Source organism: Labrys sedimenti (genome assembly GCF_034424805.1).
GTDB classification, from domain to species: domain Bacteria; phylum Pseudomonadota; class Alphaproteobacteria; order Rhizobiales; family Labraceae; genus Labrys; species Labrys sedimenti.
This window is the reverse complement of record NZ_JAXOUF010000001.1, coordinates 1261225-1288023: the sequence shown is the minus strand read 5'-3', so window position 1 is coordinate 1288023 and position 26799 is coordinate 1261225. Positions and strand designations below refer to the sequence as shown.

Below are 26799 nucleotides of genomic sequence, written 5' to 3'. Positions count from 1 at the left end.
GACGGGATCCGCCTTGCCGGCCGGCCTGCCAGATCGACTTGGCAGGCCGAATGGGGAAGATCGTCAGGCGACCTTCTTCAGGGCTGCCGGCTTGAGCACGTCCTCGGTGATCGCCAGATCATCGTCCAGGCTGCGCTTGGCCTTGAGGCCGCTCTTGGAGAGTTCGCCATGATAGGCCTTGACGGCTTCGTCCGGTGCGATGGTGCCGTCGGCGACCTGGCGCATCAGCACCAGCAGCGCAAGCGGATCTTCGGCCAGGTTGATCTTGCGGCCGAACAGGGCGACACGGCCGCCATACTTCTCGGCCTGGTGGAGCAGTTCGAAGGTGTCGCGGGTGGTACCGGCGCCGCCGCCGAGCACGCCGACCACCAGATCGGGATCGAAGCTCGACAGTTCTTCGAGCGCCTTCGGCCCGTTATAAACGATCTTGAGGAATTCGGGGCGATCCGCCTTGGTCACGCCGGCGAGGCAGCGCAGGATGCTGTCATTGATGTACTCGCCGATCTGGGCCCGGTCGAGGCCGCAATCCACATTGGGATTGAAGACTTCGAAGAAATACTTGAAATCGTTGTCGGCGGCCTCTTCGCGGAAGGCGGCGAAGGCGTCGAGCGCCTCATAGTCATGATCGATGTCGTTGAGGAAGGTCACCGAATAGAGGCCGAGGTCGGTCCCTCTCACCGGCGCGCCGATGGCGGGCTCGTTGGTCCCGTACATGGCGCGCGAGATGTTGGCGGTCCGGAAATGACGGGAGGGATGCTTGGTGTAGGCCTGGTGACGCACGCCGCCCCAGCAATCGGTGGTGTCGTTGGCGCGGATGGCGGGCTTGACCGCCGAATTGCGGAAGACGCCGCGCTCATGCAGCAGTTCGAGATTGGAGGCCGACACCAGCATGATATCGACGATGTCCTGCTCGACGATGGTCTGGATCTGGTCGATGAATTCGGCGCGCGTACGCACGCGGCCCTGGCCGCCATCGGCGCTGCGCGCAAAGCCGGTTGCCGCGAGGCCCGAGCCCATGTCGCCGTCCTTGGCATCGGCGATGATGAAGTCGGAACGCTTGTAGTTGCCCGCTCGGATATTGCGCAGTTTCTGGTCGAGTCGGGTTTGGGGGTAGGCCATCGCACATGCTCCTTGGACTGGCGATGAATGCCGCCGCTTCCTCGCTGCGGCGAGTCGCATTCATTTCAATGACACTCATATACGATCAAAATCTTTCAAACCAGTGCAAAGTTTTCCGTTCGCGAGGATTGTTGCTCGTATCCGCGGGGCAGCAATCCTTGCGCGGCGTGATGCAAATTTGCATGGATGAGATTTGCCGTTTGTCGCGTGGCGGGGGAGTGGACGAAGGGCCTGCCAATCGCATCGGCGTAGGGGAGAAATGTCGTGCTGCCGAATTTCGAAACGCAGCGACTGCTGGTGCGGCCGCGCACCATGGCCGATTTCGAAGCCTGCCTTGCCATGGATCGGGATATCGAGGTTACCAAGCATATCCCGGGGCCTTGGCACGATCCGGAACAGCACGAGGCCTTCGTCAGGCAGCGCATGCAGGCCGATTACGGACCGGGGCTGGGCTACGGCACCGTCGTCGACAAGCTTCACTCCGGTCGCTTCCTGGGGTGGATCCTGCTCATTCCCGCTGACGGTACCGGCCCCGAGATCGAGATCGGCTGGCGGCTGGTACGGGAGGCCTGGGGCAGGGGCTATGCGACCGAAGCGGCGATACCGGTGGTTCGGCACGCTTTTGTTACGCTTAAGGCGGACAGGATCGTGGCCGAGATCGCTCCCCGCAACGCTGCTTCGTTGCGCGTTGCTCAGAAGCTGGGCCTCACCGATGCCGGCATGCACCATGATCAGGGCGCGATCTGGAGACGCTTCCAGATAACGCGAAGCGATTTCGCCTCGCTCGAAGCCGCAGGGCGTTGAGGCGGCCGGTGCCGGTTACGAAACGGAGCCCAGGGTGTGCAACGGCCAACTGTCGGGCTGGCCGTTGCAGGGAAGAAAGCGGGGCCTAGCCGTTGGTCGGAGCGGGCGTTGCCGACAGGGCTTCCTGCAACTTCTGCTCCTGTTCCGGCGACAGCGAGGTCTTGATCACTCGCCCCTTGAGGCCGTGGAACTCGGCCAGGACCTTTTCGGGCTGGACCTTGCGGACCAGCACGAATAGGGCCGAGGAGTTGTTGGGAATGGTCTGGCCGAGCGACTTGATGAAGTCGTCGTCGATACCGTAATCGGCCAGCGAGCCGGAGAGGGCGCCGACGCCCGCACCGACAGCGCCGCCGATGGCGAAACCGGCCAGCGGGTTGAGGAAGAGCAGGCCGACAAGTCCGCCCCACAACGCACCGGACAGCAGGCCCGAACTCGCGCCGATGCCGGTCAGGTTGATGCTCTGCTTGAGATGAACCTTGCCTTCGGCATTGCGGGTGACCACCACCGCGTCTTCGAGATCGACCAGATATTCTTTCTTGAGCGCGTCCAGCTTGAGCAGGACCTTGTCTGCTTCATCGATGGAATCAAAGCCGACGACAATAAGATCGGACATCAAAAGCTCCTGTGTTCACCTGTGATGACGCATTTTGGGCGTCGTGAAAGCTGCTTATCCAGCAAGCTTGTTGAATCCATATGACCATTGCCGGGCCGGATTGTTCCCTTCCTGAACGGGTTGCCGCCCGGATGGCTTGCCTGCCGGTCTCACTGCGGCGGGGCGGCGGCATAGCCGTCGGCGAATTCCGGTGACGGCGGGATGGGCTTGATGACATCGATCAGCACGCCGTTCGGGTCGGCCGTGATGAAATGGCGCTGCCCGAAAGCCTCGTCGCGCAAATCAAGCAGGATCGGCAGCCCGGCGCGCTTCAACCTTGCATATTCGGCATCCACGTCGTCGACCTCGAAATTGAGCAGGAGGCCGCCGACTTGCCCACCGCGTGCCGGGGCCGGAATGGTGTCGTGATCGCCGTCGAGGACAGCGAGATTGACATTCGCGTCCGCCATGGACTGCAGATGCACATACCAGTCGGCCGCGAACAGCTTCCTGAAACCGAGATGCTCGACATAGAAGGCCGCCGTGGCGGCGACCTGCCTGGTCATGATGACAGGGTAATAGCTGGTGACCTTCATGGACATTTTGGCATTCCCTCTATAAACATACACACTGAATGTTTTTAGATAACATACAGGCTGCATGTATGCAAGAGGAAGGCCGACGTTCCAATCAGGATCGCACGCTGAGAACGAGGGCCGCCCTGATCGCGGCGGCGCGCAGGCTGTTTGTGGAAAAAGGCTATGCCGAGACCGGAACACCCGAGCTGGTGGCGGAAGCCGGCGTGACGCGCGGCGCGCTCTATCATCATTTTGCCGACAAGCAGGCCCTGTTCCGAGCCGTCGTCGAAGCCGAGAATGCCGCTTTGGCCTCCGAGATCGAAAGGGCAGCTCCCGGAGAGCTTGGCCCCATCGAGGCGCTGGCCGCAGGCGGTGAGGCTTTTCTGGCCGCGATGTCGCTGCCGGGCCGGACCAGGCTGTTGCTGATCGAGGCACCGGCCGTGCTGGGACGCGAGGTCGTGGATGCCATCGATGCCGATCATGGCGGACGCACATTGCGTGAAGGCCTTGCAGCCGCCATCGCGGCCGATGCGCTGCGGGTCGTGCCAATCGACGCCGGGGCGCTCTTGCTCTCGGCCGTCTATGAAAGAGCGGCGCTTTCGATCGCGGCCGGTGGGCTGGCGGGGGAATGGCGGCTGCTTATCCGCGCCGTGCTCGACGGCTTGCGCCAGCGAAACGGTTGAGAAGCGACATGACCCAACTCGATCCCGAACAAGATGACGGCGTAACGGCAATCCTCGTCGCGTTGCGCTTAATGGGGCTGCTTGGCCCCGGAGAAGAGGCACGCTTGACACCCCTGACGGGCGGCGTGTCGTCGGATATCCACCTGGTCGAGACATCGGACCGGCGTCTTTGCGTCAAGCGGGCTCTGGCCCGTCTGAAGGTGGCGGCGGTCTGGGAAGTCCCGACGGGCCGCAATGCCGCGGAGGTCGCCTGGATGCGCCAGGTTGCGCATTGGCTGCCGGACGGCGTCCCGGCCATTCTCGGCGAAGATGAGGAGCGAGGCCTGTTTGCGATGAGCTTCCTGCCGCCGGAGTGCAATCCGGTGTGGAAAGCCTTGTTGCTGGATCAGATCGTCGATGTGGCTTTTGCGGTGCGTGTCGGTGCCGACCTTGGCCTCCTGCATGCGGCCAGTGCGCGAGAGGCCGGACTGGCGGAGCGCTTTGCCAATGATGCGACGTTCGAGGCGATCCGCATCGAGCCTTATCTCATCGCCACGGCCCGCGCCCATCCCGACCTGGTAGGACGGATCGAGGCTATCGCCGCCCGCACGCTGGCCACCAAGAAGGCGCTGATTCACGGTGATGTCAGCCCCAAGAACATCCTGTGCGGGCAGAAGGGCCCAATCTTTCTCGATGCTGAATGCGCCTGTTTTGGCGATCCGGCTTTCGATCTCGCCTTCTGCCTCAATCATCTCCTGTTGAAGGGCGCACGGCGAGGTGTCCCGCGCAAGGCCTATCGGGATGCCTTCGAAGCCCTGGTCAACGCCTATTTCGCCAGGATCGACTGGGAAGATCGCGCCGATCTCGAAGCCAGGACTGCCGCCCTGTTGCCGGTGCTGTTCCTGGCGCGGGTGGATGGCAAGTCGCCTGTCGAATATCTGACGCATGAGGACGAACGGGAAGCCGTGCGCCGCTTTGCCAGGCCGCTGATCGCCGACCCGCAGCAGGACCTGATCGCCATCGCCAATGCCTGGACCCGCCAATGACCGATATATCCATTCGTAGACTTGATGCGCGCCGCATCTGGGATTCCCGCGGCCGTCCGACCGTCGAAGCCGAAATCGAGCTCAGCGATGGCACAATCGCGCGAGGCATTGCCCCGGCCGGTGCCTCCCGGGGCAGCCGCGAGGCGCTCGAGCGCAGGGATGGCGGCGAGAGGCTGGGCGGCCTCGACGTCCAGGGAGCCCTCGCCGGCATGCGCGAGGAGATCGCACCGCTTCTGATCGGTCGCGATCCGTTCGACCAAGTGGGGCTGGATGCGGCACTGATCGCACTGGACGGCACGCCGACCAAGCAAAGACTCGGCGGCAATGCGACCGTCGCGGTTTCGCTCGCGGTGTTGCACGCGGCCGCTGCCAGCCGTCGCCAGCCGCTATGGCGATATCTGGCCGGGGAGGGGCCAGTCAGCCTTCCCTTGCCGGAAATCCAGGTCTTCGGCGGCGGGGTCCATGCCGGCCGCCGCACCGACATCCAGGATTTCATGGTGATGGCGCCGAAGGCGGCGAGCTTTGCCGAGGCGCTCGAGATCACGGCCGAGGTCTATCTGGCGGCCGGAAGGATCATGGCCGAGCGCGGCCTGCTGCAGGGCGTTGCGGATGAAGGAGGCTGGTGGCCCGCATTCGGTTCCAACGAAGAGGCGCTCGATACGCTCGTGCTGGCCATTGAGCGGGCCGGCTTCACACCGGGTGACGACGTTGCGATCTCGCTCGATATCGCCGCCTCCGAATTCGGCCGCGGCGGGCGCTATCGGCTCGGCCTGGAGGGACGCGAACTCGATCGGGACGGCATGGCGGATTATCTCCTGGGCTGGTGTGAGCGCTATCCCATCCTTTCGATCGAAGATCCCTTCGCCGAGGACGATGCCGAAGGCCTTGCCCGCTTCACCGCGGCAGTGGGCCATCGCATCCAGGTCATCGGTGATGATTTCCTGGTCACCAATGCCGGTTTGGTCGAACAGGCGGCGAGGAACGAGACCGTCAATGCGGTGCTGGTGAAGGTCAACCAGGCCGGCACGGTCAGCGAGGCCAAGGCTGCCTGCGAGGCGGGGAGGCGTGCCGGTTTCGGCACGATCGTATCGGCCCGTTCCGGCGAGACCGAGGATGTCGCCATCGTGCATCTCGCCATCGGCTGGCATGCGGAACAGCTCAAGGTGGGATCCTTCGCCCGTTCCGAACGCATGGCCAAGTGGAACGAGGCCTTGCGCATTGAAGAGGCCCTGGGATCCCAGGCCCGCTTTGCGGGTGTCGACGGTCTGCCCTTCAAGCGTCTACAGCGCGCCTCCTGAGAGGCGGCATCAACACGCCTCACGGATAGGGGCAGGGCGGGCATTGAGGTGGTTGCGCGGCCGATGGGGCGCCGAGTTCAGGGGCGCCAGGTCCTGGGGCGCCAAGCAAAGAAAGGCCGGAGAAGGGAGCGCCTGTCTTCCTCCTCCGGCATGCATTTACTTGCATGACGTTAAGTTTTCGCAATCGAAATCTGCACTTGGATGCTAAAGTTAAGCATCTCTTGGCAAATAAAGCGTCTGCAACTCCATAACTTCATTGCAAGCTTGCGCCATCCCCTAACAAAGCTGGCTATGCTCATCAATACAAAAAATAGCCATCCCGGATGCTTTCATCGGATAAATCGATTAACTGCTTGGATGATCGAGAATTGTCTGACATGAAGGCGCGAATATATGAGAATACTAAGACGATTCGTGCTATTTGGGGTCGGCCTGCATCCCCGAATCCCATCGCGAACTCTCCAAGAATAGAACCAGGATGTGACTGGACTGATACCAGGGTGATACCAAGACGACTGTTCAGCCGCAGGCTGGAGGCGTTGGCAGCCGGCGAGGCCCAAATCGGGGCTGGCGGTTGTCGCGGCGCGTGCTTGGCCCTATCACAGCGTTGATGCGCAAGAGCGATGCGGGGCAGCGATGACGGCCAAGATCCTGGTGAGCGCCTGCCTCGTCGGGCGGCCGGTACGTTATGACGGGATGGCGAAAACGCTCGATCACCCGGCTCTCACGCGCTGGCGCGATGAAGGACGCCTTGTCGTGGTCTGCCCCGAGCTCGCCGGAGGCTTCAGTGTGCCCCGGCCGCCGGCCGAGATCGCCGAGGGACTGTCGGGTAGCGACGTCCTGGCAGGCACTGCTCGTGTGGTCGATGTTACGGGCGCCGACGTGACTGCGCTCTATCTCGACGGAGCGAGGAGCGCCCTGGCTTTGGCACAGTCCCAGGGCTGCCGCTTCGCCCTCTTGATCGATGGCAGCCCCTCCTGCGGAAGTGCCTTCATCTATGATGGAGCATTTGCAGGGCGGAAACATGCCGGTGCCGGTGTAACGGCTGCGCTCCTTCGGACGGGAGGCATCGAAGTTTTCACACCGTCGGAAATCGATGCCCTCGAGGCCAGGCTGGAAAGTGGCGAAGCAGGCTGACCAGGAGGCACCTGCATCAGGCCAGATCTTTCTCCATATAGACCCTGCGCAAGCCCATTTCTTCGGCGCGATGGGTTTCGGCATAGCCGCAGCGGGTGTAGAGCGCGATATTCTCCGTCATCGCCTCATTGGTGTAGAGCCTGATCCGACGATAGGCCGCTTCACGAGCGCGCCTTTCGGCGATCTGAAGCAGGCGGCGGCCCAATCCCTGCCCCTGGGCCGCGGGCGCCACGGCAATATTGTCCAGGTGCATCGCATCGTCCTGCGGGATCAGGACGAGGATGCCCTGGATGTCGCTGTCGAGGGCGATCACAAACAGATGTCCTGCACGCACCAGCGCTGCGTAGTCGTCGAGCATCGGCCCGGGCTTGCGCCCTATGCGCGCGACATAGGGCGTATAGGCAGCCTCGACGATGCGTTCGATGGCCGGAAGATCGGCGGTGGTTGCGAGACGCAAGGCTTGGACCATGATGTCCTCCTGAAGGGGAGGCTGTGTGGCCGCTTTCCCCGGTAGGCCGGGGAAAGCGATTGTCGTCAGGTGCGCTCGGTCTCCGTGAGGGCGCGCCGGATGGCAATCTCGACCGGCGAGTAGTCTCCATCGTCGCGTTGCAGCCGGAAAGGCTCCTTCGGCATCAGCGGAGGTTGCGCCAGAAAGCGCGGCGTCGAGCCCCGATGCTTCTGGGCAGCATGCACCAGGAAGGGATGGCAAAGATAGACCGTGCCAGCTTTGCCGGTGGCTAGGCTCTGAGGCCGCTGGACCCCCATCTGCTCCAGGTCCATGTGCGAACGGCCGGCCTTGCCCGCCGGAGCGAGGTAACGGGCCATGTCCCGGTGCGAGCCGACGCGGATGCGGGTTGGGGCATCCTCCGGCCCGATATCGGAGAACAGGAACAGCATCAGCAAAGCACGTCCCCGCGAGGTGACGTTCACGCGCCAGGCCGAAAAGTCGCTGCGCTCATCGGGGTCGCAATCCTCGCCCGGAAAGGAGAGGTCGACGTGCCAGCCCGCATCGCCGGGATCGTCGGGATGGGGAAAGCGTACCGGGAACGAACCGAGGCCGTCGCGTGGAAGCCAGCGTCCCTGGCCGACGAGCTGGTCGAAGGCGTTCAGCAAGACCGGTGTATTGACGGCCTTCTCGAACGGGCCTCCGCCATAGCCGGCAAGCCGGATCACCGGTTTTGTCCAGGTAGCGGGATCGTTCGGGTCGCAAGGGAGGTCGCGCCACATGATGGCCCGCGCCTGCTCGGCCAATTCGCGGGGAAAGGCGTCGTCCACGCGCACGAAACCGTCTTCGATGAAGCGTTCGATCTGCGCGGCGTCGAGCGCGCGATAGTCGGGATGTCGGGGCATGATGGCTCACAATCGTCGCATGGCTTCGCCCGCTAAAGCGTTTTGCGATTTGGCGGAATCGCCAGGGATCGCAAAGACGCATCGAACCAAAGAGCGAGAGCGAATGGGGTTTCCGTCCAAACGGCTTTGCTCTTGGGGGGCGCAAGCCAGTGCCGTCCATGACAAGAACCCGGCACAAAGGCCGGACAGGCTCCTGGTCTTCCGTCAGCCGTCAGTTGGCGAGGAAGAAGACGGTGGCGATATTGAGCGTGTGCATCATCATGACGAACCCGAGCATAAGGGAGGCTGTCTGCGCGTCAACCCCGGTGACGAAAGCGGGTTTCTTCATACCAATCAGTGGCGCGAGTAAACGAGCTGTTCTAAGCAAAGGCTGGGTCAGGGCCCCAATTCGTACCGTATCGAGGAGACTTCCGATGACATCAGCCGCTTCCGCTCCCACCACGCCGAAATGGGTGACGTTGTCGAGCCATCGGGCCTGGCTGCTGCAGCAGGCCGAAGCGCTGTTTTCCGTGTTCGAGCAGAACAGCCTCAATCCCCTCGGCGGCTTCTACGACCTCGACATGGCCTGCAAGCCGTTCGTGCCCGGGCAGCCGCCCGGTAGCCGGCCGACACGGCAGATCCACGCGACCACGCGCATGGTGCATTGCTTTGCCATCGCCCATCTGATGGGCCGCCCCGGCGCCGACGTGATGATCGATCACGGCATGGATTTCATCTGGAACGGCCATCGCGACAAGGACAAGGGCGGCTATTTCTGGGGCGTCGGCTATGAGGGGCCGACCGACGATACCAAGCAGGCCTATGGTCACGCCTTCGTGCTGCTCGCGGCCTCCAGCGCCAAGGTTGCCGACCATCCCGATGCCGACCGCCTGCTGGCTGACATTTCCACCGTTCTGGAGGAACATTTCTGGGAAGAAGGCCCCGGCGCCACGGCCGAGGAATTCACGCGGGACTGGCAGCCCTTCGACACTTATCGCGGCCAGAACTCCAACATGCATCTGACCGAAGCCCTGATGGCGGCCTTCGAGGCGACCGGCGACAGCACCTATCTCAGCAAGGCCGAGCGCATCGCCGACCTGATCGTGCGCCGCCATGCCGCCGAGAATGGCTGGCATCTGCCCGAGCATTTCAGCCAGGATTGGCAGCTCAACAAGGACTATTCCGGTAGCCCGGTCTTTCGTCCCTATGGCACCACGCCGGGCCACTGGCTGGAATGGGCCCGCTTGTTGCTGCAGCTCTGGGAACTGGGCGGGCGCAAGCTGGCGTGGCTGCCCGACGCTGCCGCGAACCTCTTCCGCCAGGCCGTCAAGGATGGTTGGGACCACGACAAGGGCGGCTTCTACTATACGCTCGACTGGACCGGTGCGGCGCGCATTCGCGACCGCTATTGGTGGCCCTGCTGCGAGGGCATCGGCGCGGCGGCTTTCCTCAACGCCACCGATGGCGACCGCTTCTACGAGGAATGGTATCGCACCATCTGGAACTTCAGCGCCGCCCGCTTCATCGACAAGGCGCATGGCGGCTGGTTCCCCCAGCTCGGCGATGATCTCCAGCCCAACACCGGCCCGTTCTACGGCAAGGTTGACATCTATCACGCCCTGCAGGCCTGCCTAATTCCGTTGCTGCCCGCGACCGGCAGCATCACGCGCGGGCTGGTCACCGAGGGGGTGAAGATCTAGGGCGCACCGCTCGTTGCCTCTCTTTACTCGCTGTCGGGCTGGTTTGCCGGATGCGCCTTGACGAAGGCGGGATGCCCTTCGGCCTCGGCCTCGACGCGGCGGATGCGGGGATAGGCATCGAGCGGGACGCCGAAGCGGCGGGCGGCATAGAGCTGCGGGATGAGGTAGACGTCGGCCAGGCCCGGTGCATCGCCGAAGCAATAGGGGCCGTCGCCGATCAGCGCCTCGACCGCCTTCAGCCCCGAGCCTGCCCAGGTTGCGATCCAGGCGCTGACCTCCGGCTCGCCCTGGCCGAGCGTCCGGCGCAGATAGGTCAGCGGGCCGAGATTGTGCAGAGGCTGGATGTCGCAGCCGATGATGGCGGCGACGGCCCGCACCTTGGCGCGCTGCGTGAGGTCGGCAGGCAAGAGCGGTGGCGCCGGATAAGTCTCCTCGAGATATTCGAGGATGGCGGGGGATTGCGTCAGGGCCGAGCCGTCGTCGAGCACAAGGGTCGGCACGCGTTCTTGCGGATTGAGTGCCCGATAGGCCTCACCATGCTGTTCGCCGCCATTGCGCACGAGATGGATGGCCGCCTGCTCGACCTCGAGATTCTTGAGGGCGAGCGCGATCCGGACCCGGTAGGAGGAGGTGGAGCGCCAATAGGTGTAGAGTTTCATGGTCGTGCCGCCTCCCTGCAATGGCGATATATCGAGCCAACCTTATGGTGCCGGCAGGATCATTGCACGGCATTCCCCGAAGCCGATGGAGGCGAAGCCTTCGCGCCGGCAATGGCCCTTGAGGATGACCTCGTCGCCATCCTCGAGGAAACGGCGCTCCTCGCCCGTTTCGAGTCGGATGGGATTCCGGCCGCCCTGGCTCGCTTCGAGCAGGCTGCCGCAGCTGTCCTGTTCCGGCCCGGAAAGGGTGCCCGTCCCGATGAGATCGCCCGGGCGCAGATTGCAGCCATTCGAGGTGTGGTGGGTAAGCATCTGCGCCGCGGTCCAATACATGTACCGGGCATTCGAGCGAGCCAGCGAATGGGCTGCCAGCCCGCGAGCACGCAGTTCGGCCGTCGTCAGCAGCACTTCGAGCCCGATGTCGAAGGCGCCCTCGGCCTGATCGTCTGGGTCGGTGAGATAGGGCAGCGGCGTCGGATCGCCCTCAGGGCGTGGCGGCTGGGCGATGCGGAAGGGAGCAAGCGCCTCGGCCGTGACGATCCAGGGGGATATGGTCGTCGCGAAGCTCTTGGCGAGGAAGGGGCCGAGTGGCTGATACTCCCAGGCCTGGATGTCACGAGCCGACCAGTCGTTGAGCAAGCACAGGCCGGCGACCTGGTCGCCCGCAGCCGATATCCCGATCGGGGTGCCGAGGTCGTTGCCGGGTCCCACCCACACGCCGAGTTCAAGCTCATAGTCGAGCCGCGCACTGGGACCGAAGGTCGGTGTCTCCGCCTCGGGCCGTTTTGCCTGCCCGAGGGGGCGCCGGATCGCGATCCCCGAAGGAAGGACGGAGGAGGCGCGACCGTGATAACCGATCGGCACATATTTGTAGTTGGGCAGGAGCGGATTGTCGGGGCGGAACAGCTTGCCGACGGCGGTGGCGTGATGGATGCCGACATAGAAATCGGTGTAGTCGCCGATCCGGGCCGGCAACTGGAGCAGGCAATCGGATGCCTTGTACAGCAAGGGCTCCACCCTGGGGCGCAGCGAACAGGTTTCGGCCAGGAGGTTGGAGAGCGCCTGCCGCAGGGCACGCCGCGGACCAGGGCCCAGCGCCAGCAGGCTGTTGAGATCGTTTCCCCGCGCCGCCTCCGCGGCTCGCTCGGCGGTGCCGCTGAGCAGGCCCGCATCCAGCACGGCGCGCAGGTCGAGAATGGCATCGCCGATGGCGACGCCCGCCCGCGGCGTGCCGCCCCCCGGGCTGAAGATGCCGAGCGGCAGGTTCTGGATCGGAAAATCGGCATGGCCGTTCGCCGAGGCGACCCAACTCGTCAGCCTGGAATCATGCGTCTGGTCGAGTTCCATCATCACGGCCTGCTCGGATCGAAATGCTTGGTCATCTTGTGGCCATAGCCGCCATAGTCCTTCTGCAGCGCCTCGGAGCCGGCCGCATAGGCCGAGACGCGCTGCGGGAAGCGGCATTCGAACATGAAGGCCAAAGTGTTTTCCAGCCGGTGGGGCTTGAGCTCGACATGGCTGGCCTTCTCGAAGGCGTCGAGATCGGGCCCGTGCGGCAGCATCATATTATGCAGGGATGCCCCGCCCGGCACGAAGCCGCCGCCGGTCTTGGCGTCGTACTGGCCGTAGACCAGGCCCATGAATTCGCTCATCACGTTCATGTGGTACCAGGGCGGGCGGAAAGTGTTCTCGGCCACCAGCCAGCGATCCGGGAAGATCACGAAATCGATATTGGCGGTGCCGGGCGTTTCAGAGGGCGAGGTCAGCACGGTGAAGATCGACGGATCGGCATGGTCGTAGAGCACCGGGCCGACCGGCGAATAGCGCCTGAGGTCATATTTGTAGGGCGCGTAATTGCCGTGCCAGGCCACCACGTCGAGAGGCGACTGGTTGATCGCGGCGGACCAGAGGGTGCCACCCCATTTGACATGGAGGCGCGAGGGCACCTCCCTGTCCTCATAGGCGGCGACCGGGGTAAGGAAGTCGCGCGGATTGGCCAGGCAGTTGGCCCCGATTGGGCCGCGTTCGGGCAAAGTGAGGGCGCCGCCGTAATTCTCGCACAGATAGCCGCGGGCCGGGCCATCCTTGAGCTCGACGCGGATCTTGACGCCACGCGGGATGACGGCGATCTCGCCCGGCTCGATGTCGATGATGCCGAATTCGGTCCACAGGCGCAGCGAGCCTTGCTGCGGCACGAACAGCAATTCGCCGTCGGCATCGTAGAAATATTCGTCCACCATCGAGCGGGTGATCAGGTAGACATGCGCGCCCATGCCGGCATGGGTGGCGGCGTCGCCGGCCGTGGTCAAGGTGCGCACGCCTTCGAGGAAGGAAACCGCTTCTTCCGGGATCGGGAGCGGATCCCAGCGCAGCGGCGCGATCGGGACCTCGACCTCGGGTGCGGGCGCCGTGCGCCAGAGCCCGACATCGGCCTTGGTGAACTCACCCCAATGGCTCACCGTCGGCCGGATGCGGTAGAGCCAGGAGCGCTCATTGGTGGTGCGCGGCGCCGTGAAAGGCGAGCCGCTCAATTGCTCTGCATAGAGGCCATAGGCGCAGCGCTGCGGCGAGTTGCGGCCAAGGGGCAGGGCGCCGGGTAGGGCCTCGGTTTCGAAGCCGTTGCCGAAGCCCGACATGTAGCCGGCCTGGATGGCACTGACCACTTCGCTCTTCTGATCGCCGTCTGGTCGGGGAGACTGGAGATTCATGATCGCCTCCTGCATTCGAACGTTTCAACTGTAATCGTTGCGTTTGTAACTATCAAAGCTACGGCCTGTGCTGCGGATCCTCCTGCCCGAACGGACCAGCATTGGGCTGGCCGGAGACGTCCCCATCCACGACTCCACCACGGGTCTCCGGCGTCAATATGAGCACGAGCAAGGCCGGCACCACCATCAGCGCCGCATAGACCGCGACAGACATCGGCGTGCCCGTGCGTTCGATCAGGAGGGCCCCGATCAGGGGCGCAACCGAACCGCCGAGCACGGAGGCGGCTTGGTAGGACGCGGAAAGGGCGGTGTAGCGCACGCGCGTCGGGAACATTTCGGTGACATAGGGCGCCAGGCCACCGAGCAGGAAACCATGGGCGCACAAGGCAAAGACCGCGCGCAGATAAAGAGCTAATGGCGAGCCACCCTGCGCCAGGGTGAACAGGGCGAAGGCGGCGATCGTGGCGCCGATGAAGCCGGCGATCATCACCGGCCGGCGCCCGATGCGGTCGCTGAGCCAGCCCGAACCGAGGATGACCGGCAGCGAGGCCAGTGAGGCGACGAGCACGACATCGATGGCCTGGGCGCGGTTGAGCCCGAGCCTGGTTGTCGCGAGCAGCAGGACGAAGGTCGAGAACAGATAAAGCAGAGTGTTTTCGGCCGCCTTGACGAAGAAGACCTTGGCCATCGAAATCCTCTGCGTGGCGAAGGCTTCGGCCAGTGGCGCATGGGCGATTTCGGTTTCCGCCTTGATCTCGAGGAAGGCCGGCGATTCATCCACCTGCCGACGAGCCCAGAAACCGAGGGCAATCAGCACGATCGACAGCAGGAACGGAATGCGCCAACCCCAGGCCAGGAAGGCTTCCTCGCCAAGCCAGAGCTGCACGAGGCCGAGGATGCCAAGGGCGAGGACGTTGGCGGCCGGACCGCTCGCCATTGGAAAGCTGGTCCAGAAGCCACGATTTTGGGCCGGCATGGATTCGGCCACGATGGTCAGAGCGCCGGTTGCCTCGCCGCCGACGGCGACGCCCTGGAAGATACGGATGAGCAGAAGCAGGAGCGGGGCTGCGATGCCGATGGTGTCGTAGGTCGGGAGGAGGCCGATGGCGACGGTGGCCACCCCCATCATCAGCAGGCTGACGATCAGGGTGTTCTTGCGGCCGAGCCGATCGCCGATCACGCCGAAGACGATGCCGCCGAAGGGGCGAGCCAGGAAGCCGGCGGCGAAAGTACCGAGGCCGAGCATGGTGCCGACGAAGGGATCGTCGGCGGGAAAGAACACCTTGTTGAAGACGAGCACGGTGCTCGCGGCGAAGATGAAGAAATCATACCATTCCAGTGTCGAGCCTAGGGTGGCGGCAAGCATCACCTTCAGGCGGGACGCCATCGAAGTCATCATCATCCTCCCGGTTGCACATCGTTGGCCGCCTCCCGCTCCGTTGTCGAGAGGGCGCTTGCTTATGAAGTTGCAACTGTAACTGTCGATAATGTAACTATCAAAGCATGGCCAAGCTCACGCTCGAGAACTTCCTGCCCTACCGGCTCAATCGCATCGGTGCCGTCGTGTCACGCGACTTTCGCACCGTCTACGGCCCGGAGCACGACCTGACCGTGCCCGAATGGCGGGTACTGGCGACATTGGGCGAATTCGACGAGATGGGCGCCAAGGCGATCGGCGCCCATTCCTCCATGCACAAGACCAAGGTCAGCCGTGCCGTTCGGGCACTGGAGGAACGCCGCTGGCTCAAGCGCCGCGAGAGTGCGCAGGACCGCCGCGAGGAGATCCTGAGCCTCACGACGCTGGGGCGGCGCGTCTATGCCGAGATCGTGCCGCGGGCTTTGGCCTTCGAAGCGGCCTTGCTGGCAGCCCTCGGCCCGGAGGCCGAGGCGCTCTTGCGGGGCCTCGACAAGCTCGAGGCCAGCATGGATCTGCGCTGAGGCGCGACCTGGAAGAGGGTTAGCCGCCCACCATCAGCTTGACGATCTCGTCATGATTGGTCTCGGCGATCTTGCGCTCGCCCGCCAGGGTTCCGCGGCGCAGCACCACGATGCGGTCTGAGACCGCAAAGATGTCCTGCAGATTATGCGAGATGAAGATGATGCCGCGCCCCTGGGCCTTGAGGGTCTGGATCAGGGAGACGACCTTGCGCTGCTCGGGTACGCCGAGGGCAGCTGTGGGCTCGTCCATGATCAGCACCTGCGCGTTCCAGTAGACGGCACGGCCGATGGCAACCGCCTGGCGCTGGCCGCCGGAGAAATTGCCGACGGGAGCATCGAGGCGCGTCACGTGGAAATCGAGTTGCGCCATGGTCTCCTGCGCCGCCTTGGCCATCTTCTGGCGGTCGAGCACGGGCAGGAAGCCGAAGGCTTTGGTCATCGGCTCGCGTCCCAGGAAGATGTTGGCGCCGATCGACAGATTGTCGGCCAGCGCGAGGTCCTGGTAGATCGTCTCGATGCCATGGCCGCGCGCGGCTTCGGGCGTCGCGAATTTCACGACCTCGCCCTTCAGGCGGATCTCGCCGCCATCGGCCTGGTAGACGCCCGAGATGGTCTTGATCAGCGTCGACTTGCCGGCGCCGTTGTCGCCGGCGAGAGCCACGACCTCGCCGGCATTGAGCTGGAGCGAGACGCCGTTGAGTGCGGTGACGCCGCCGAAATGCTTGGAGACGTCGCGGATGTCGAGGAGCGGCTGGGTGCTCATGAACGGCGGCCTCCGGCGATGCTGCGCTGGGCCTGGTCGACCAGCACGGAAACGATGATGACGACGCCGACCGAGACGAATTGCCAGAACGGCTCGACATTGATGTAGACGAGGCCGAACTGGATCACGGCGATGACGAGCGCCCCGGCCAGCGTGCCCGAGATCGAGCCCGAACCGCCGAACAGGCTGGCGCCGCCGATCACCACGGCGGCGATCGAATCGAGCAGGAGGGGCTCGCCGGCCTGGGCGGCGCCGGCGGTGAAGCGGGCCGCGTAGAGCACGCCGCCGATGCCGGCGCACACGGCCGACAGCACATAGAGCTTGCGGGTGTGCCTGGAGACATTGATGCCGGCTCGAAGCGCAGCCTGTTCGCTGGCGCCGATGGCGTAGGTGTGCTGGCCGAAGCGCGTCTGCGAAAGCAGATAATGCATGGCGATCAGGAAGAGGGCGGCCACGATCACCACGACGGGCACGCCGTAGAAGCGGCCATTGCCGAGCGCCGCGAACCAGGCGTTCGAAACCGGAACCGTGGTGCCGCCGGCGAGCAGATAGGCAATGCCGCGTGCCACGCCATACATGCCGAGCGTGCCGATGAAGGGGGGAACCCGGAGTTTCGAAATCAGGAGGCCGTTGATGTAGCCGGGGATGGTGGCCACGGCGACGCCGACCACGATGCCGATCAGCATGGCCGGGAAGGGCGGCATGGAGGTGCCCATGAGATTGGCCGTGTGGGCTGCCACCACCGCCGACAGCCCCATGATGAAGCCGATCGACAGGTCGATGCCGCCGGAGATGATCACGAAGGTGGAGCCGAGTGCCAGCAGCAGCGGTGCCACCGCATAGATCGAGATCGACTGCAAAGTGGGGACCGAGAAGACGAAGGTCGAGCCATAGGCGATCCGGGCCCAGCACTCGAAGAAGACCAGGAGCAGGACCAGGAAGAGCCAGGCCCTGAGCTCCGCGATGCGCAGAAGGATGGGATGGGGGCCTGCCGCGGGCTGCGCCCGGCTGAGGGAAGTTTGGGCTGCCGACATCAGGCGCTCCGTTCGGGACAGAAAGGGTTGCCGCCGGGCTGACAGCTCCGGCGGCGTAGAAGCGGGGAAGGCCTCATTCCTTGTAGATGAAGGCGGCGACTTCCGGCTTGTCGACGTTGGACTTGTCCATCACGGTGAAGCCCGTGCCGATCGAGGCAGGGATCGACTGGCCAGTGAGATGGGCATAGGCGGAAAGCACGCCGAAATAGCCGATCTCCGCCGGGTGCTGGGCGATGGCGATATCGACCAGGCCGGACTTGATGTTGTCGACGATCGTCGCCGGGGCGTCGAAGGCGGCGACACGGACCTTGCCGCTCTGGCCGGCCTGCTGCACGCCGTTGGCGGCGCCGAGCGCGGAGAACAGATTGGCGCCGAAGACACCGGCAAGGTCGGGGTTGCGCGCGAAGACCGACTGCATCTGAGAGGCGGCCTTGTTGGCATCATTGTCGTTGAATTGCGTTTCAAGGACAGTGATGTTGGGATAGTTCTTCATCTCATCCTTGAAGCCTTCCTCGCGCTGGTCCGTGGTCGAGATGCCCGGCTTCACGTTGGAGACATAGACCTTGCCCTTTTCACCGATGGCCTTGGCAAGGGCGCGGGCCGCGATGCGCCCGCCCAGGATGTTGTCCGAGGCGACATAGGAAAGCGGGAAGTCGGCGTCACCCGCGCCGGTCTGGTACTTGCCGGTGCCGATGAAGGTATCGACGGTGATCACCGGAATGCCGGCATCGGCCGCTTTCTTCAGGGGCTGAACGAGCTGAACCTTGTCGGTCGGCGCAATCAGGATGGCGTCGGGCTTGCGCGCGATGACTGCGTCGAGCACGGGCGTCTGCGTCACCGGATTGAAATCGGGCGCGCCCTGGAACACGAGCTCGGCTCCCACCACCTTGGCGGCCGCTTCCGCGCCCTTGCGCATCGAGATGTAGAAGGCGTCTGTGGTCAGGCCCGGAATGAGGGCGATGGTGTATTTCTTGTCCTGGGCCTGTGCCGGAGCGGCAAGCACGCTGGCCCCGATGGCGAGAGCCGCGAGGGCCGTAAGCAGTTTCCTCATATCGTTTCCTCGGTTTGACGAAGTGGTCGATCCCTCCGGCACAGATCCTCCTCTAGCGCGAGGTATCCAGCCGGTTACGGCGGGCAGGGCCGCCGATCGAGTTGAGGAAAGGGTGCCGATAGTGGCCGGGCTCTACAGGTGCGGTTGCGCCTGCGGGCCGTCTCCCTCCCTGAATTTGTTTTTGTCTTTTATGAATTGTCAGACTATGGTTTCGTGCCGTAGGCGTCAATTAAAGATATTGCGCGTGATAAGATTGACAAAATGCGCCTCCTTTAATTGAAGGAAATTAGGATCAATATATTGAAAAATAACGATAAATTTTTGTCGCGGATAGCATGGGAATGAATTCACCGAACTGATTTTTACGACGTGTAAAAAACAATATTGTTTACTCGTGTAAAAATTAGGAACCGATCGGGCGGGTGAGGGAGCATCAGGGCGGTGCGAAAGATCAGGAACATGGCCGAGTTCGCCGAACTCAGCGGGATCTCGCGGCCGACGGTCTCGAAATATTTCAACGACCCCGGCAGCGTCCGCAAGTCGATCCGCCTCCGCATCGAGAGGGCCTTGGCCAAATATGACTATCGGCCTAACCTGTTCGCGGTGAACCTCAACCGCAAGCGCCCCAAGATCATCGGCGTGATCGTGCCCGACACCTCGGACATGTTCTATTCGGAGATGGTGCGTCACATCGAGCGGCGTTGCGCGCAGGACGGTTACTTCGTGCTGGTGCTTTCCTCGCGCGGGGATGCCCTGCATGAGGCGCGCTCGGTGGAGACGCTGCTGTCGCTCAAGATCGCGGGCGCGATCATCGCCCCCCTCGGCGCCTATACCGATGCCACGCGCATGGAGACCCTGCGCGCCCATATTCCAGTGGTCTATCTCGATTCTTCGCTGCAGGACGGCTCGCCCTTCGTCGGCACCGACAATGAGCAGAGCATCGGCCTGATCACCGATTATCTCTGCCGCACGGGGACGCCGCCCAGCTTCTTTGAAATGCCGGCGGTCAATCACAATGCCGCCGAGCGCAGCAATGCTTATGTCCAGGCCATGGAGCAGCTCGGCTTCCAGCCGGAGATCATCACCGTGGCAGGCAAGCCGGATTGGCGTTTCGAGGAAATCGCCTATGCCGAAGCCCTGCGGGTGATCGACGGGGCGGGGTTTCCGACCTCGACGGTGCTGTGCGCCAATGACCGTATCGCCGTGGGGGTGATGGCGGCGGCCTTCCAGCGCGGCCTGAAGGTCGGGCGCGACGCCGATTGCCGGCTGCGCGTCGCCGGCCATGACGACCAGCCCTATAGCCGCTTCGGCTGCCCGCCCCTGACCACGGTGGCGCAGGACTTCTTCCGCCTCGGCAATCTCGGTGTCGAGTTGCTGCTCGCCCAGGTCGAGGGCGAGGAACCTTCACAAGGCCAGCAGCAATTGCGGCTCGAAGCCCAACTGATGATGCGGGCTTCGGCCTGATCGCGATCCATCGTTCACGGAGACCCGACATGACCACCCTTCTCGACCTTGCCCCTGCACGGCGCTCCGGAAAGCCGCGAGGCATCGCCTCGATCTGCTCGGCCCATCCGGACGTGATCAAGACGACGCTGGCGCATGGCCGCGAGCGCGGGCGGGAGGTCCTGATCGAGGCGACCTGCAACCAGGTGAACCAAGAGGGCGGCTATACCGGCATGACGCCGGCCGATTTCAAGCGTTTCGTGTTCGAGAAGGCGAAAGCCTCCGGCTATGACACCGCCAAGCTGATCCTTGGCGGGGATCATCTCGGTCCCAATCCCTGGCGCCAACTCGAGGCGGAAGAGGCTATGGCCAAGGCCGAGGCGATGATGGCCGCCTATGTCGCGGCGGGGTTCGGCAAGATCCATCTCGATGCCAGCATGGGCTGCAAGGGTGAGCCCGAAGCGCTCGATGACGAAACCACGGCAAGGCGCGCCGCCCGGCTGACCCGGGTGGCGGAGCAGACGGCGCGCGACAACGGCCTGCCCTTGCCGGTCTATATCATCGGCACCGAGGTGCCGGTGCCTGGTGGCGCCTGGCACGCGCTCGACGGCCTGCAGCCGACCGCTGTGGGTGCGGCGCGTCAGACCATCGAGACGCATCGGGCCATCTTCCGCCAGCAAGGCGTCGAGGCGGCGCTGGAACGCGTGATCGGTCTGGTGGTGCAGCCCGGTGTCGAGTTCGGGCATGAGGACGTGGTGGTCTACCAGCCCGACAAGGCCCGTGATCTCGTCGGCGTGCTCGATACCGAGCCTTCCCTCGTGTTCGAGGCCCATTCAACCGACTATCAGCCGCGGGAGAAGCTGGCGAGGCTGGTGGCCGACGGCTTTGCCATCCTCAAGGTCGGGCCTGGCCTGACCTTCGCCTGGCGCGAGGCGCTCTATGGGCTCGATCTCATCGCCGGGGAGCTTGATGCCTCTTATGGCGAACGCTCGCTGGCCAAGGCGATGGAGGCCCTGATGCTGGCCGAGCCCGGCTACTGGCAGCGCTATTACCAGGGCGATGCCGCCAGCCAGCATGTGCTGCGCCACTATAGCTACAGCGACCGCATCCGCTATTACTGGCCGCATCCGACTGCCGCCGCTGCCGTGGCGCGCCTGTCGCTGGCGTTGGCGGGGCGCACCTTGCCGCCGACCCTGGTGCACCAGTTCGTGCCGGTCGCGGCGGGACATGTCGGCCCACTGGACATGAAGGCCTGCCTCTCTCTGGCCATACGCGCGGTGCTGGACGATTATGCCGGGGCGACAGTGATTGACTGAGTCGATCCGGCATTCGGTAACAAAGCCGTGAGACCGGCCGTAGAGAGGATGGCTCGTGCATAATCCCATGCGCGAAGAGGAGTGGGCGGCATGGTTGCGGCAGTCGATCGCCGGGGATGCACCGGCCTATCGGCGGTTCCTGCAGGCGGTGACCCCTTATCTGCGCGGCACAGCGCGCCGTTATTGCGAGCGCTTCGGCGCGCCGCCGGCGGAGGTCGAGGATGTCGTCCAGGAAGTGCTGCTCGCCATTCACCTCAAGCGCGGAACCTGGGATTCCTCGCGCCCGCTCGGTCCCTGGCTGTCGGCGATCGTGCGCAACAAGATGATCGATACCATGCGCCGCCGGGGGCGGCAGGTGATGGTGCCGATCGAGGACGTGATCGAGGTTCTCGAGGCAGAGGAGCCGGCATCCGGACTGTCGCAGCATGAGGCCGAGAAAATGCTGGCGCATCTGAAACCGCCGCAGCGTGATATCGTGGAAGGCATCTCGCTCGGCGGCGTCAGCATCCGGGAGATGGCAGGTCGGTTGGCGATGACGGAGGTGGCCGTTCGCGTCGCCCTGCATCGGGGCCTCAAGAAGCTCGCAGCGCTCTATCGGAGTGACCAGTCGTGAAGACCGACGATCTCATCAACGCCATTTCAGAGGACGCGCCGGTCAAATGGTCCCTCGGCAGGGTTTTTGCGCTGGCGGTGATCGTCGGTACGGCTTTTTCGGCCGTGCTTTTCTTCGTGGGATTCCGGCCTCGTCCCGATATCGCGGCGGCAGCCGAGACATGGCGCTTCCTGTTCAAATTCGTGGTGACGGCGTCATTAGCCGTGTCGGCCTGTGGCCTGATCCTGCGTCTGGTCAGGCCGGGTGCGCAATCAGGAGGATGGCGCCTTGCCTTGGTCGTTGCACCCCTGCTTTTGATTGGCGCGGTCGCAGTGGAAATGATGGTGATGCCGTCCGCCAGCTGGGGAACGCGCTGGATCGGCGTGAATGCCCGTTATTGCCTGATGCTGATACCCCTGCTGGCGCTCGGGCCTTTGGCCTGCATTCTCTATGCCTTGCGCCAGGGCGCTCCCGCAAATCCCGGCCGGGCCGGGGCGGTGGCGGGCCTCGCCGCCAGCGGCATTGCGGCGACCCTTTATGCCAGCCATTGCGTAGACGACAGCCCGCTCTTCGTCGCCACCTGGTACAGCTTGGCCACGGGTATCGTCATGGTCGTCGGATATCTTGCCGGCCGTCGTCTGCTGCGCTGGTGAGTGCGGCTGGAGGTGTCGACTTGTGCCTCGATGGGAAGAGTGTTTTGAATATCGATGTAGTGTATTGATATTCTTGCTTGTTTTTCATCTGGCTTCCTCAGCTGATGGTTGTTTTCCAATAGCCGTCTCGCTCCGCCTCATTCTTCCCGTGTAAGCGAATGATCTGGTTCCAGATTTATGGTTATCATTCTGTAAATTCTGTTTTTTATTGCCCGCCGAACCTATCCGCTCCCCCGATGCCTCTGCAGGGCCTGGATGTAGGTGAGGAAGAGTTCGCGCTCCGACGTGATATCCAGTTTTTCATAGATGCGAAGCCGGTGGTTCTTCACCGTGCCGCGCTGGAGCTTGAGGCGTTGGGCGATGGTCGCCGTGGGATGGCCTTCGAGTACCAGCTTGACGATGTCGATCTCCCGGGGCGTAAGGGCCGGGTTGAGCTCGGATATGATCGCCTGATCGTAATCCATTGAGGAGGACGATGATTTCTCCACCGTGAAGAGCCAGCCTTCCGGCGCGGAGCCGTGGGCCGGCGAGATCCGGGTCCGGTGCAGGACGCTCGTGTCATCCAGCACGGCCTCGCCGGCATTTTCGGCCGTCAGCCTTTCGACGGCCCGCGGCAGGCCGGCATCCCTGACTTCCATCGCCCGCCAGGTCTCGGATGCGTGGATGACGCAGCCTTCGAGATCGCGCAGCATGATGGCCTGCGGCAGGGAGACGCCGCTTGTGCCACGCCCGATCGCCGCCGCCAGAACGGCGCTGACATGCGCACTCTCAAGACCAGCGAACAGGGGATAGAAATCCTCCATCGCTGTTCGCTCGCTGTCGAGGAAGCGGCCGATGCGACGTTCGAGGAACAAGGCGACGCTGGCCCGCCCCATGGCGGGCAGGAAGTAGCCGAGCTCGTCGGTGATGCTGGATTCCTGCAGGAATTCGCGGACGTAGCGGCTCTGCCGGGTCGCCGTAGCCGGAAACATGTCGAGGCTGACGACACCAGGCCGTTCCGTTTGCGCCCAATAGCGATGGAATGGATCGAAGACGTGGAAGGTCGTCTCATACTGGCGGGCCAGGGCGTCCGAGAAACCGTGATGCATGAGGAAACTTGGCCGCCCCACCGCCGAATAACGCACCATGGTGGCGATATCGTGCGAGACCAGGGAACGGAAGGCCGCGAGCAGGGCGGCATAGAAATCAGACGTCCCCACCAGGCGGGCGGCCCCGCCGATGGCGGCATTGACGGTGGCGAGCGGAAGGCCGGAAGCGATCAGGGTCGATTTCATCCGCAACATTCCACGCCGAAAGTCGCACTCGGCACCCGTGTGAAAAAAGGCAGGCTAGCGCGCCAACGCGGCTCACTTAAACAAAGTACGGTTCAGAATTTGTCATACGCGGGCTTGTCGCGGGTATCCAGGGGCGGTGACGAACAGGCCTGGACTGGGTTGCCGGATCAAGCCCGGCATGACAAGCCACCGGGAAGCCTGGTTTTTCCCTGAGTGCACCCACTGGGCCAGCGTCCGCCGACCGTTTCTACCAGAGCGCGCCTCCGGTAATCTGGATGTTCTCGGCCGTGATGCCCTTCGCAGCTTCGCTGCACAGAAAGACAGCGAGGCCAGCCACTTCGCCGGGCTGGATGATGCGCTGCTGCGGGTTCTGTGCGGCAATCCGGACCATGGCGCTTTCCAGGCTTTCGCCCGTGCCCTCGCGCTCGGCGACCTGGGCGACGTTGCGGCGCATCAGCTCGGTCTCGACCCAGGTCGGCGAGATCATCACGGCCGCGACGCCATGGGGCGCCCCTTCCAGGGCGACGCAGCGCGTCAGGCCCAGCAGGCCGGATTTGGAGGCGCAATAGGCCGGGTTGTCCTTCCAGCCGACGCTGGCGGCCGTCGAGCCGATATTGATGATGCGCCCCCAACCGCGCGCGATCATGCCCGGCAGGAGGCTGCGCGTGGTGCGAAAAGCCCCGGTGAGGTTGGTGTCGAGGATCTTCTCCCAGAGCGCGTCCGAATGACCGCTGACCGGTTGCTCGGCCGTGGTGCCAGCCGCGTTGACCAGGATATCGATAGGGCCGCAGGTGGCTTCCGCAGCCTGGATGAAGGCGTCGATGACCTCGCTGGAACGCACGTCGAGATGGCCGGCATGCACCTTGACGCCCCCTGCCTCGAGCATGGCGCGTACGCGCTGCAATTCGGCCTCAACAGGATAGGCGGCAGCATCGCCCAGGCGCGCGCCTTCGCCGATATAGGAGCCGACTGCCACATTGGCGCCGGCGCTCGCCAGAGCCTGGGCGATGGCGAGGCCCTGGCCGGTGAGGCCGCCGGTGATGAGTGCGGCACGGCCTTTCAAGCTGGTCATGGTCTTCCCTTATGGCCGGATGAATTCACGGGCTTCTGCCTCGTGATACGACTTCGTCCCGCGATAATATTGCAAGGATGCGTCACTCCAGGGCTGATAATCCCACGGCGTGACCTTGCCGGTGCTCAGCGCCTTGTAGACGAGGCGGCGCCGGCGCTGGCTGGCGATGATTTCCCGCTTGAGCCTAGGCATGTCCCAGCGGCGTTCGACCTCGGCGAGCATGTCTTGCACCTGATCCGCATGGCCTGGATCACTTGCGAGGTCATGCACCTCGTCCGGATCGGCTTCCATGTCGAAGAGCTGGGGCGGATCGTGCTCGACAAAGGTGAATTTGTAGCGGCCCTTGCGCAGCATCACATAGGGGGCCGCTACGCCTTCCGACATCAGTTCGCTGACGGCGATGCGATCGTCGGCATCCTTGCCCAGGAGCGGCATCAGGCTCCGGCCGTCCGGCCGTTCGGGATAGTCGTTCCATTCCAGGCCGGCGGCGATCTCGACCAGGGTCGGCAGGATATCGACGAGCGAAGCGTTGGCCCTGATGCGGGCGCCCACCGGCACATTGGGACCGGACATGAGCAGGGGGACGCGCGACGACCAGTCATAGAAGCTCATCTTGTACCAGAGCCCGCGCTCCCCCAGCATGTCGCCGTGATCGGCGAGGAAGATCACGATGGTGTCCTTGCCATGCCCGGAGCGGTCGAGCGCATCGAGCACCTCGCCGACGCGCTCGTCGAGATAGGACACGCTGCCGTAATAAGCGTGGCGGGCGGTGCGAACATTTTCGTCCCCCACACCGAATTCACCGCGGTCATATTGCTCCCACAGGCGCCGGGAATGGGCGTCCCGCTGGGCCGGAGGAATGAAGGGTACGCGCGGCATGTCGATCTTGTCATGATCGTAGAGATCCCAGAAGCGCTTCGGCGTCACATAGGGGTCGTGCGGGTGGGTGAAGGAAGCCACGAGCAGGAACGGCCTGTCGTCGCCGTCGCGGGCCTGGTCGAACAGCCAGCGCCTGGCATTGTGGGCGACTTCCTCGTCATAGTCCTGTTGCAGGGCCCGTTCAGCAATGCCGGCGTCGCTGACGTTCTTCATGTTGTGGAACCAGTCCATGGTCCGCCACGGATCGTCCCAGTCGGCCGTCCAGTTGAAGTCGGACGGACAGATATCGGTGGTCACCCGCTCCTCGAAACCATGGAGTTGGTCGGGCCCGATGAAATGCATCTTGCCCGACAGGCAGGTCCGGTAGCCGAGCACGCGCAGATAATGGGCGAAGGTGGGAACATCGGACGGAATCTGCGCGGCATTGTCCCAGGCCTGGATGTTCGAGCATAGCCGCCCGGTCATCAGGGCCAGGCGGGCTGGGGCACAGAGGGGAAAGCTGGAGTAGAAATTGTCGAAGACCGCACCGCCCTTGGCGATGCGGTCGAGGTTGGGGGTCTTGACGATCGGGTGGCCGTAGACGCCGAGCGCCGGAGCGCCCAGCTGGTCGGCCATCAGGATGAGAATATTGGGCCGCCTGCTCATCTGTTCCCTCCCTCCGGTTCGAGAGGCCGCTTGAGCCAGTCGCGGTAGAAGCCTTCCAGGTCCGGCTCGAAGTCATGGACGATGGGATAGCCCGGGGCCGCCGCCTCGACCTCGTGCAGCGTGCCGCAGGACTGGCAGAGGAATTCGCGGATCTCCATCCATTCCGGATCGGGAATGTCGGAGTTGGGATAGATCTCGCGCAGGGCCTCCTTGGTCCGGCGCACGCGGATATGGGCGCCGAGCTTCCAGTTCTTCCTGTAATGCCCGAACTCCTGGCCGCATTCGCATTTGGTGACGCGGCCATTCGGCGTGTCGGCGATGAAGAGATGATCGCCGACCGGCAGCAGGATCGGGTCTTTCCAGGCCATCCGCTCCTGCAGGACCTGGATATAGGTCTGGAAACGGTCGTCGTCCTTGTAGGCGCTCATGATCTGCCGGGTCTGGTGCCAGGGCAGGGTGCCTGCAACGAGTTCGCGAATGGTTTCCTTGGGATAGCTGGACATGCTG

Annotated in this window: 28 protein-coding genes; 12 read left to right on the top strand and 16 right to left on the bottom strand. The window is 63.9% G+C overall.

Annotated features, from left to right (window positions below; translation table 11 throughout):
• Positions 1–63 precede the first annotated feature (63 nt).
• Positions 64–1119 (bottom strand): hypothetical protein, encoded by a 1056-nt coding sequence (locus U1R88_RS06145; RefSeq protein ID WP_322430426.1) that lies wholly within the window; start codon positions 1117–1119, stop codon positions 64–66.
• A gap of 264 nt (positions 1120–1383) precedes the next feature.
• Here U1R88_RS06145 and U1R88_RS06140 point away from each other — a divergent pair, with 264 nt between their 5' ends.
• Positions 1384–1923, top strand: a complete 540-nt coding sequence (locus tag U1R88_RS06140; RefSeq protein ID WP_322430425.1) for a GNAT family N-acetyltransferase — start codon at positions 1384–1386, stop codon at positions 1921–1923.
• Between the two features lie 85 nt (positions 1924–2008).
• Here U1R88_RS06140 and U1R88_RS06135 read toward each other — a convergent pair whose 3' ends face one another.
• Together U1R88_RS06135 and U1R88_RS06130 are read right to left on the bottom strand one after the other, a co-directional pair.
• Positions 2009–2536 carry a DUF1269 domain-containing protein gene (locus tag U1R88_RS06135; protein ID WP_322430424.1) on the bottom strand — a complete coding sequence of 176 codons (528 nt, stop codon included), beginning with the start codon at positions 2534–2536 and terminating at the stop codon, positions 2009–2011.
• Between the two features lie 149 nt (positions 2537–2685).
• The gene (locus tag U1R88_RS06130) at positions 2686–3111 is read right to left on the bottom strand and encodes a VOC family protein (protein ID WP_322430517.1); all 426 of its coding nucleotides are present in this window, start codon (positions 3109–3111) and stop codon (positions 2686–2688) included.
• 68 nt (positions 3112–3179) lie between these two features.
• Between U1R88_RS06130 and U1R88_RS06125 the strand changes: the two genes are divergently transcribed.
• The 4 genes from U1R88_RS06125 (at position 3180) to U1R88_RS06110 (ending at position 7236) form a co-directional block, all read left to right on the top strand.
• The gene (locus U1R88_RS06125) at positions 3180–3776 is read left to right on the top strand and encodes a TetR/AcrR family transcriptional regulator (RefSeq protein WP_068295852.1); all 597 of its coding nucleotides are present in this window, start codon (positions 3180–3182) and stop codon (positions 3774–3776) included.
• Positions 3777–3784: 8 nt separating this feature from the next.
• Positions 3785–4801 (top strand): phosphotransferase family protein, encoded by a 1017-nt coding sequence (locus U1R88_RS06120; RefSeq protein ID WP_322430423.1) that lies wholly within the window; start codon positions 3785–3787, stop codon positions 4799–4801.
• Positions 4798–6099 (top strand): phosphopyruvate hydratase, encoded by a 1302-nt coding sequence (eno, locus tag U1R88_RS06115; RefSeq protein ID WP_322430422.1) that lies wholly within the window; start codon positions 4798–4800, stop codon positions 6097–6099. The genes U1R88_RS06120 and eno overlap by 4 nt, the downstream gene beginning before the upstream one ends.
• A 636-nt stretch (positions 6100–6735) precedes the next feature.
• Positions 6736–7236, top strand: a complete 501-nt coding sequence (locus U1R88_RS06110) for a 2-thiouracil desulfurase family protein (protein WP_322430421.1) — start codon at positions 6736–6738, stop codon at positions 7234–7236.
• A 16-nt stretch (positions 7237–7252) separates the two neighbouring features.
• Here the strand turns inward: U1R88_RS06110 and U1R88_RS06105 are convergent, their stop codons facing one another.
• Together U1R88_RS06105 and U1R88_RS06100 are read right to left on the bottom strand one after the other, a co-directional pair.
• The gene (locus U1R88_RS06105; protein WP_322430420.1) at positions 7253–7705 is read right to left on the bottom strand and encodes a GNAT family N-acetyltransferase; all 453 of its coding nucleotides are present in this window, start codon (positions 7703–7705) and stop codon (positions 7253–7255) included.
• 65 nt (positions 7706–7770) lie between these two features.
• Entirely contained in the window at positions 7771–8586 is an 816-nt protein-coding gene (locus U1R88_RS06100; RefSeq protein ID WP_322430419.1) for a phytanoyl-CoA dioxygenase family protein, read from the bottom strand.
• Here U1R88_RS06100 and U1R88_RS06095 point away from each other — a divergent pair.
• Both U1R88_RS06095 and U1R88_RS06090 read left to right on the top strand, forming a co-directional pair.
• Positions 8585–8935, top strand: coding sequence for a hypothetical protein (locus tag U1R88_RS06095; protein ID WP_322430418.1), 351 nt, complete (start codon positions 8585–8587; stop codon positions 8933–8935). The genes U1R88_RS06100 and U1R88_RS06095 overlap by 2 nt on opposite strands.
• Before the next feature lie 64 nt (positions 8936–8999).
• Positions 9000–10265 carry an AGE family epimerase/isomerase gene (locus U1R88_RS06090; RefSeq protein WP_322430417.1) on the top strand — a complete coding sequence of 422 codons (1266 nt, stop codon included), beginning with the start codon at positions 9000–9002 and terminating at the stop codon, positions 10263–10265.
• Between the two features lie 23 nt (positions 10266–10288).
• Here U1R88_RS06090 and maiA read toward each other — a convergent pair whose 3' ends face one another.
• From maiA to U1R88_RS06070, 4 genes are read right to left on the bottom strand one after another with little or no spacing between them, the layout of a single operon-like run.
• Positions 10289–10924 (bottom strand): maleylacetoacetate isomerase, encoded by a 636-nt coding sequence (maiA, locus tag U1R88_RS06085; RefSeq protein ID WP_322430416.1) that lies wholly within the window; start codon positions 10922–10924, stop codon positions 10289–10291.
• Between the two features lie 42 nt (positions 10925–10966).
• Positions 10967–12274, bottom strand: a complete 1308-nt coding sequence (gene fahA, locus U1R88_RS06080; protein ID WP_322430415.1) for a fumarylacetoacetase — start codon at positions 12272–12274, stop codon at positions 10967–10969.
• Positions 12274–13632: a homogentisate 1,2-dioxygenase gene (gene hmgA, locus U1R88_RS06075; protein WP_322430414.1), complete on the bottom strand. Its 1359-nt coding sequence runs from the start codon at positions 13630–13632 to the stop codon at positions 12274–12276. The genes fahA and hmgA overlap by 1 nt, the downstream gene beginning before the upstream one ends.
• Positions 13633–13690: 58 nt before the next feature.
• The gene (locus U1R88_RS06070; RefSeq protein ID WP_322430413.1) at positions 13691–15019 is read right to left on the bottom strand and encodes an MFS transporter; all 1329 of its coding nucleotides are present in this window, start codon (positions 15017–15019) and stop codon (positions 13691–13693) included.
• A gap of 116 nt (positions 15020–15135) precedes the next feature.
• Between U1R88_RS06070 and U1R88_RS06065 the strand changes: the two genes are divergently transcribed.
• Positions 15136–15570, top strand: coding sequence for a MarR family winged helix-turn-helix transcriptional regulator (locus tag U1R88_RS06065; protein ID WP_322430412.1), 435 nt, complete (start codon positions 15136–15138; stop codon positions 15568–15570).
• Positions 15571–15589: 19 nt separating this feature from the next.
• Here the strand turns inward: U1R88_RS06065 and U1R88_RS06060 are convergent, their stop codons facing one another.
• The 3 genes from U1R88_RS06060 to U1R88_RS06050 all read right to left on the bottom strand — a co-directional run bounded on the left by U1R88_RS06060 (position 15590) and on the right by U1R88_RS06050 (position 18418).
• A complete protein-coding gene (locus U1R88_RS06060; RefSeq protein WP_068295881.1) occupies positions 15590–16333 on the bottom strand; it encodes an ATP-binding cassette domain-containing protein in 744 nt (247 codons plus the stop codon).
• Positions 16330–17367, bottom strand: coding sequence for an ABC transporter permease subunit (locus U1R88_RS06055; RefSeq protein WP_322430411.1), 1038 nt, complete (start codon positions 17365–17367; stop codon positions 16330–16332). The genes U1R88_RS06060 and U1R88_RS06055 overlap by 4 nt, the downstream gene beginning before the upstream one ends.
• A 73-nt stretch (positions 17368–17440) precedes the next feature.
• Entirely contained in the window at positions 17441–18418 is a 978-nt protein-coding gene (locus tag U1R88_RS06050) for an ABC transporter substrate-binding protein (RefSeq protein ID WP_322430410.1), read from the bottom strand.
• 459 nt (positions 18419–18877) lie between these two features.
• Between U1R88_RS06050 and U1R88_RS06045 the strand changes: the two genes are divergently transcribed.
• From U1R88_RS06045 to U1R88_RS06030, 4 genes are all read left to right on the top strand, one after another.
• Entirely contained in the window at positions 18878–19882 is a 1005-nt protein-coding gene (locus tag U1R88_RS06045) for a LacI family DNA-binding transcriptional regulator (protein ID WP_322430409.1), read from the top strand.
• A 29-nt stretch (positions 19883–19911) separates the two neighbouring features.
• On the top strand, positions 19912–21177 hold the full coding sequence (locus U1R88_RS06040) for a D-tagatose-bisphosphate aldolase, class II, non-catalytic subunit (protein ID WP_322430408.1): 1266 nt from the start codon (positions 19912–19914) through the stop codon (positions 21175–21177).
• Positions 21178–21244: 67 nt separating this feature from the next.
• Entirely contained in the window at positions 21245–21790 is a 546-nt protein-coding gene (locus U1R88_RS06035; RefSeq protein ID WP_082980087.1) for a sigma-70 family RNA polymerase sigma factor, read from the top strand.
• Positions 21787–22422 carry an NrsF family protein gene (locus tag U1R88_RS06030; RefSeq protein ID WP_322430407.1) on the top strand — a complete coding sequence of 212 codons (636 nt, stop codon included), beginning with the start codon at positions 21787–21789 and terminating at the stop codon, positions 22420–22422. Before U1R88_RS06035 ends, U1R88_RS06030 begins: the two co-directional genes overlap by 4 nt.
• A gap of 221 nt (positions 22423–22643) precedes the next feature.
• Here U1R88_RS06030 and U1R88_RS06025 read toward each other — a convergent pair whose 3' ends face one another.
• The 4 genes from U1R88_RS06025 to U1R88_RS06010 form a co-directional block, all read right to left on the bottom strand.
• Positions 22644–23696 (bottom strand): helix-turn-helix transcriptional regulator, encoded by a 1053-nt coding sequence (locus U1R88_RS06025; protein WP_322430406.1) that lies wholly within the window; start codon positions 23694–23696, stop codon positions 22644–22646.
• Positions 23697–23943: 247 nt separating this feature from the next.
• Positions 23944–24768, bottom strand: coding sequence for an SDR family NAD(P)-dependent oxidoreductase (locus U1R88_RS06020; RefSeq protein WP_322430405.1), 825 nt, complete (start codon positions 24766–24768; stop codon positions 23944–23946).
• A gap of 9 nt (positions 24769–24777) precedes the next feature.
• Positions 24778–26292 carry a choline-sulfatase gene (gene betC / locus U1R88_RS06015; protein WP_322430404.1) on the bottom strand — a complete coding sequence of 505 codons (1515 nt, stop codon included), beginning with the start codon at positions 26290–26292 and terminating at the stop codon, positions 24778–24780.
• Positions 26289–26795 carry an acetone carboxylase subunit gamma gene (locus U1R88_RS06010; protein ID WP_322430403.1) on the bottom strand — a complete coding sequence of 169 codons (507 nt, stop codon included), beginning with the start codon at positions 26793–26795 and terminating at the stop codon, positions 26289–26291. The genes betC and U1R88_RS06010 overlap by 4 nt, the downstream gene beginning before the upstream one ends.
• Between the last annotated feature and the right edge of the window lie 4 nt (positions 26796–26799).

Excerpts from the sequence above, each read along its gene's own strand:
- U1R88_RS06145 (WP_322430426.1), bottom strand. The coding sequence starts at position 1,119 with ATGGCCTACCCCCAAACCCGACTCGACCAGAAACTGCGCAATATCCGA.
- U1R88_RS06135 (WP_322430424.1), bottom strand. The coding sequence starts at position 2,536 with ATGTCCGATCTTATTGTCGTCGGCTTTGATTCCATCGATGAAGCAGAC.
- U1R88_RS06130 (WP_322430517.1), bottom strand. The coding sequence starts at position 3,111 with ATGAAGGTCACCAGCTATTACCCTGTCATCATGACCAGGCAGGTCGCC.
- U1R88_RS06125 (WP_068295852.1), top strand. The coding sequence starts at position 3,180 with ATGCAAGAGGAAGGCCGACGTTCCAATCAGGATCGCACGCTGAGAACG.
- U1R88_RS06120 (WP_322430423.1), top strand. The coding sequence starts at position 3,785 with ATGACCCAACTCGATCCCGAACAAGATGACGGCGTAACGGCAATCCTC.
- eno (WP_322430422.1), top strand. The coding sequence starts at position 4,798 with ATGACCGATATATCCATTCGTAGACTTGATGCGCGCCGCATCTGGGAT.
- U1R88_RS06110 (WP_322430421.1), top strand. The coding sequence starts at position 6,736 with ATGACGGCCAAGATCCTGGTGAGCGCCTGCCTCGTCGGGCGGCCGGTA.
- U1R88_RS06105 (WP_322430420.1), bottom strand. The coding sequence starts at position 7,705 with ATGGTCCAAGCCTTGCGTCTCGCAACCACCGCCGATCTTCCGGCCATC.
- U1R88_RS06095 (WP_322430418.1), top strand. The coding sequence starts at position 8,585 with ATGATGGCTCACAATCGTCGCATGGCTTCGCCCGCTAAAGCGTTTTGC.
- U1R88_RS06100 (WP_322430419.1), bottom strand. The coding sequence starts at position 8,586 with ATGCCCCGACATCCCGACTATCGCGCGCTCGACGCCGCGCAGATCGAA.
- U1R88_RS06090 (WP_322430417.1), top strand. The coding sequence starts at position 9,000 with ATGACATCAGCCGCTTCCGCTCCCACCACGCCGAAATGGGTGACGTTG.
- maiA (WP_322430416.1), bottom strand. The coding sequence starts at position 10,924 with ATGAAACTCTACACCTATTGGCGCTCCACCTCCTCCTACCGGGTCCGG.
- fahA (WP_322430415.1), bottom strand. The coding sequence starts at position 12,274 with ATGATGGAACTCGACCAGACGCATGATTCCAGGCTGACGAGTTGGGTC.
- hmgA (WP_322430414.1), bottom strand. The coding sequence starts at position 13,632 with ATGAATCTCCAGTCTCCCCGACCAGACGGCGATCAGAAGAGCGAAGTG.
- U1R88_RS06070 (WP_322430413.1), bottom strand. The coding sequence starts at position 15,019 with ATGGCGTCCCGCCTGAAGGTGATGCTTGCCGCCACCCTAGGCTCGACA.
- U1R88_RS06065 (WP_322430412.1), top strand. The coding sequence starts at position 15,136 with ATGGCCAAGCTCACGCTCGAGAACTTCCTGCCCTACCGGCTCAATCGC.
- U1R88_RS06060 (WP_068295881.1), bottom strand. The coding sequence starts at position 16,333 with ATGAGCACCCAGCCGCTCCTCGACATCCGCGACGTCTCCAAGCATTTC.
- U1R88_RS06055 (WP_322430411.1), bottom strand. The coding sequence starts at position 17,367 with ATGTCGGCAGCCCAAACTTCCCTCAGCCGGGCGCAGCCCGCGGCAGGC.
- U1R88_RS06050 (WP_322430410.1), bottom strand. The coding sequence starts at position 18,418 with ATGAGGAAACTGCTTACGGCCCTCGCGGCTCTCGCCATCGGGGCCAGC.
- U1R88_RS06045 (WP_322430409.1), top strand. The coding sequence starts at position 18,878 with ATGGCCGAGTTCGCCGAACTCAGCGGGATCTCGCGGCCGACGGTCTCG.
- U1R88_RS06040 (WP_322430408.1), top strand. The coding sequence starts at position 19,912 with ATGACCACCCTTCTCGACCTTGCCCCTGCACGGCGCTCCGGAAAGCCG.
- U1R88_RS06035 (WP_082980087.1), top strand. The coding sequence starts at position 21,245 with ATGCGCGAAGAGGAGTGGGCGGCATGGTTGCGGCAGTCGATCGCCGGG.
- U1R88_RS06025 (WP_322430406.1), bottom strand. The coding sequence starts at position 23,696 with ATGAAATCGACCCTGATCGCTTCCGGCCTTCCGCTCGCCACCGTCAAT.
- U1R88_RS06020 (WP_322430405.1), bottom strand. The coding sequence starts at position 24,768 with ATGACCAGCTTGAAAGGCCGTGCCGCACTCATCACCGGCGGCCTCACC.
- betC (WP_322430404.1), bottom strand. The coding sequence starts at position 26,292 with ATGAGCAGGCGGCCCAATATTCTCATCCTGATGGCCGACCAGCTGGGC.
- U1R88_RS06010 (WP_322430403.1), bottom strand. The coding sequence starts at position 26,795 with ATGTCCAGCTATCCCAAGGAAACCATTCGCGAACTCGTTGCAGGCACC.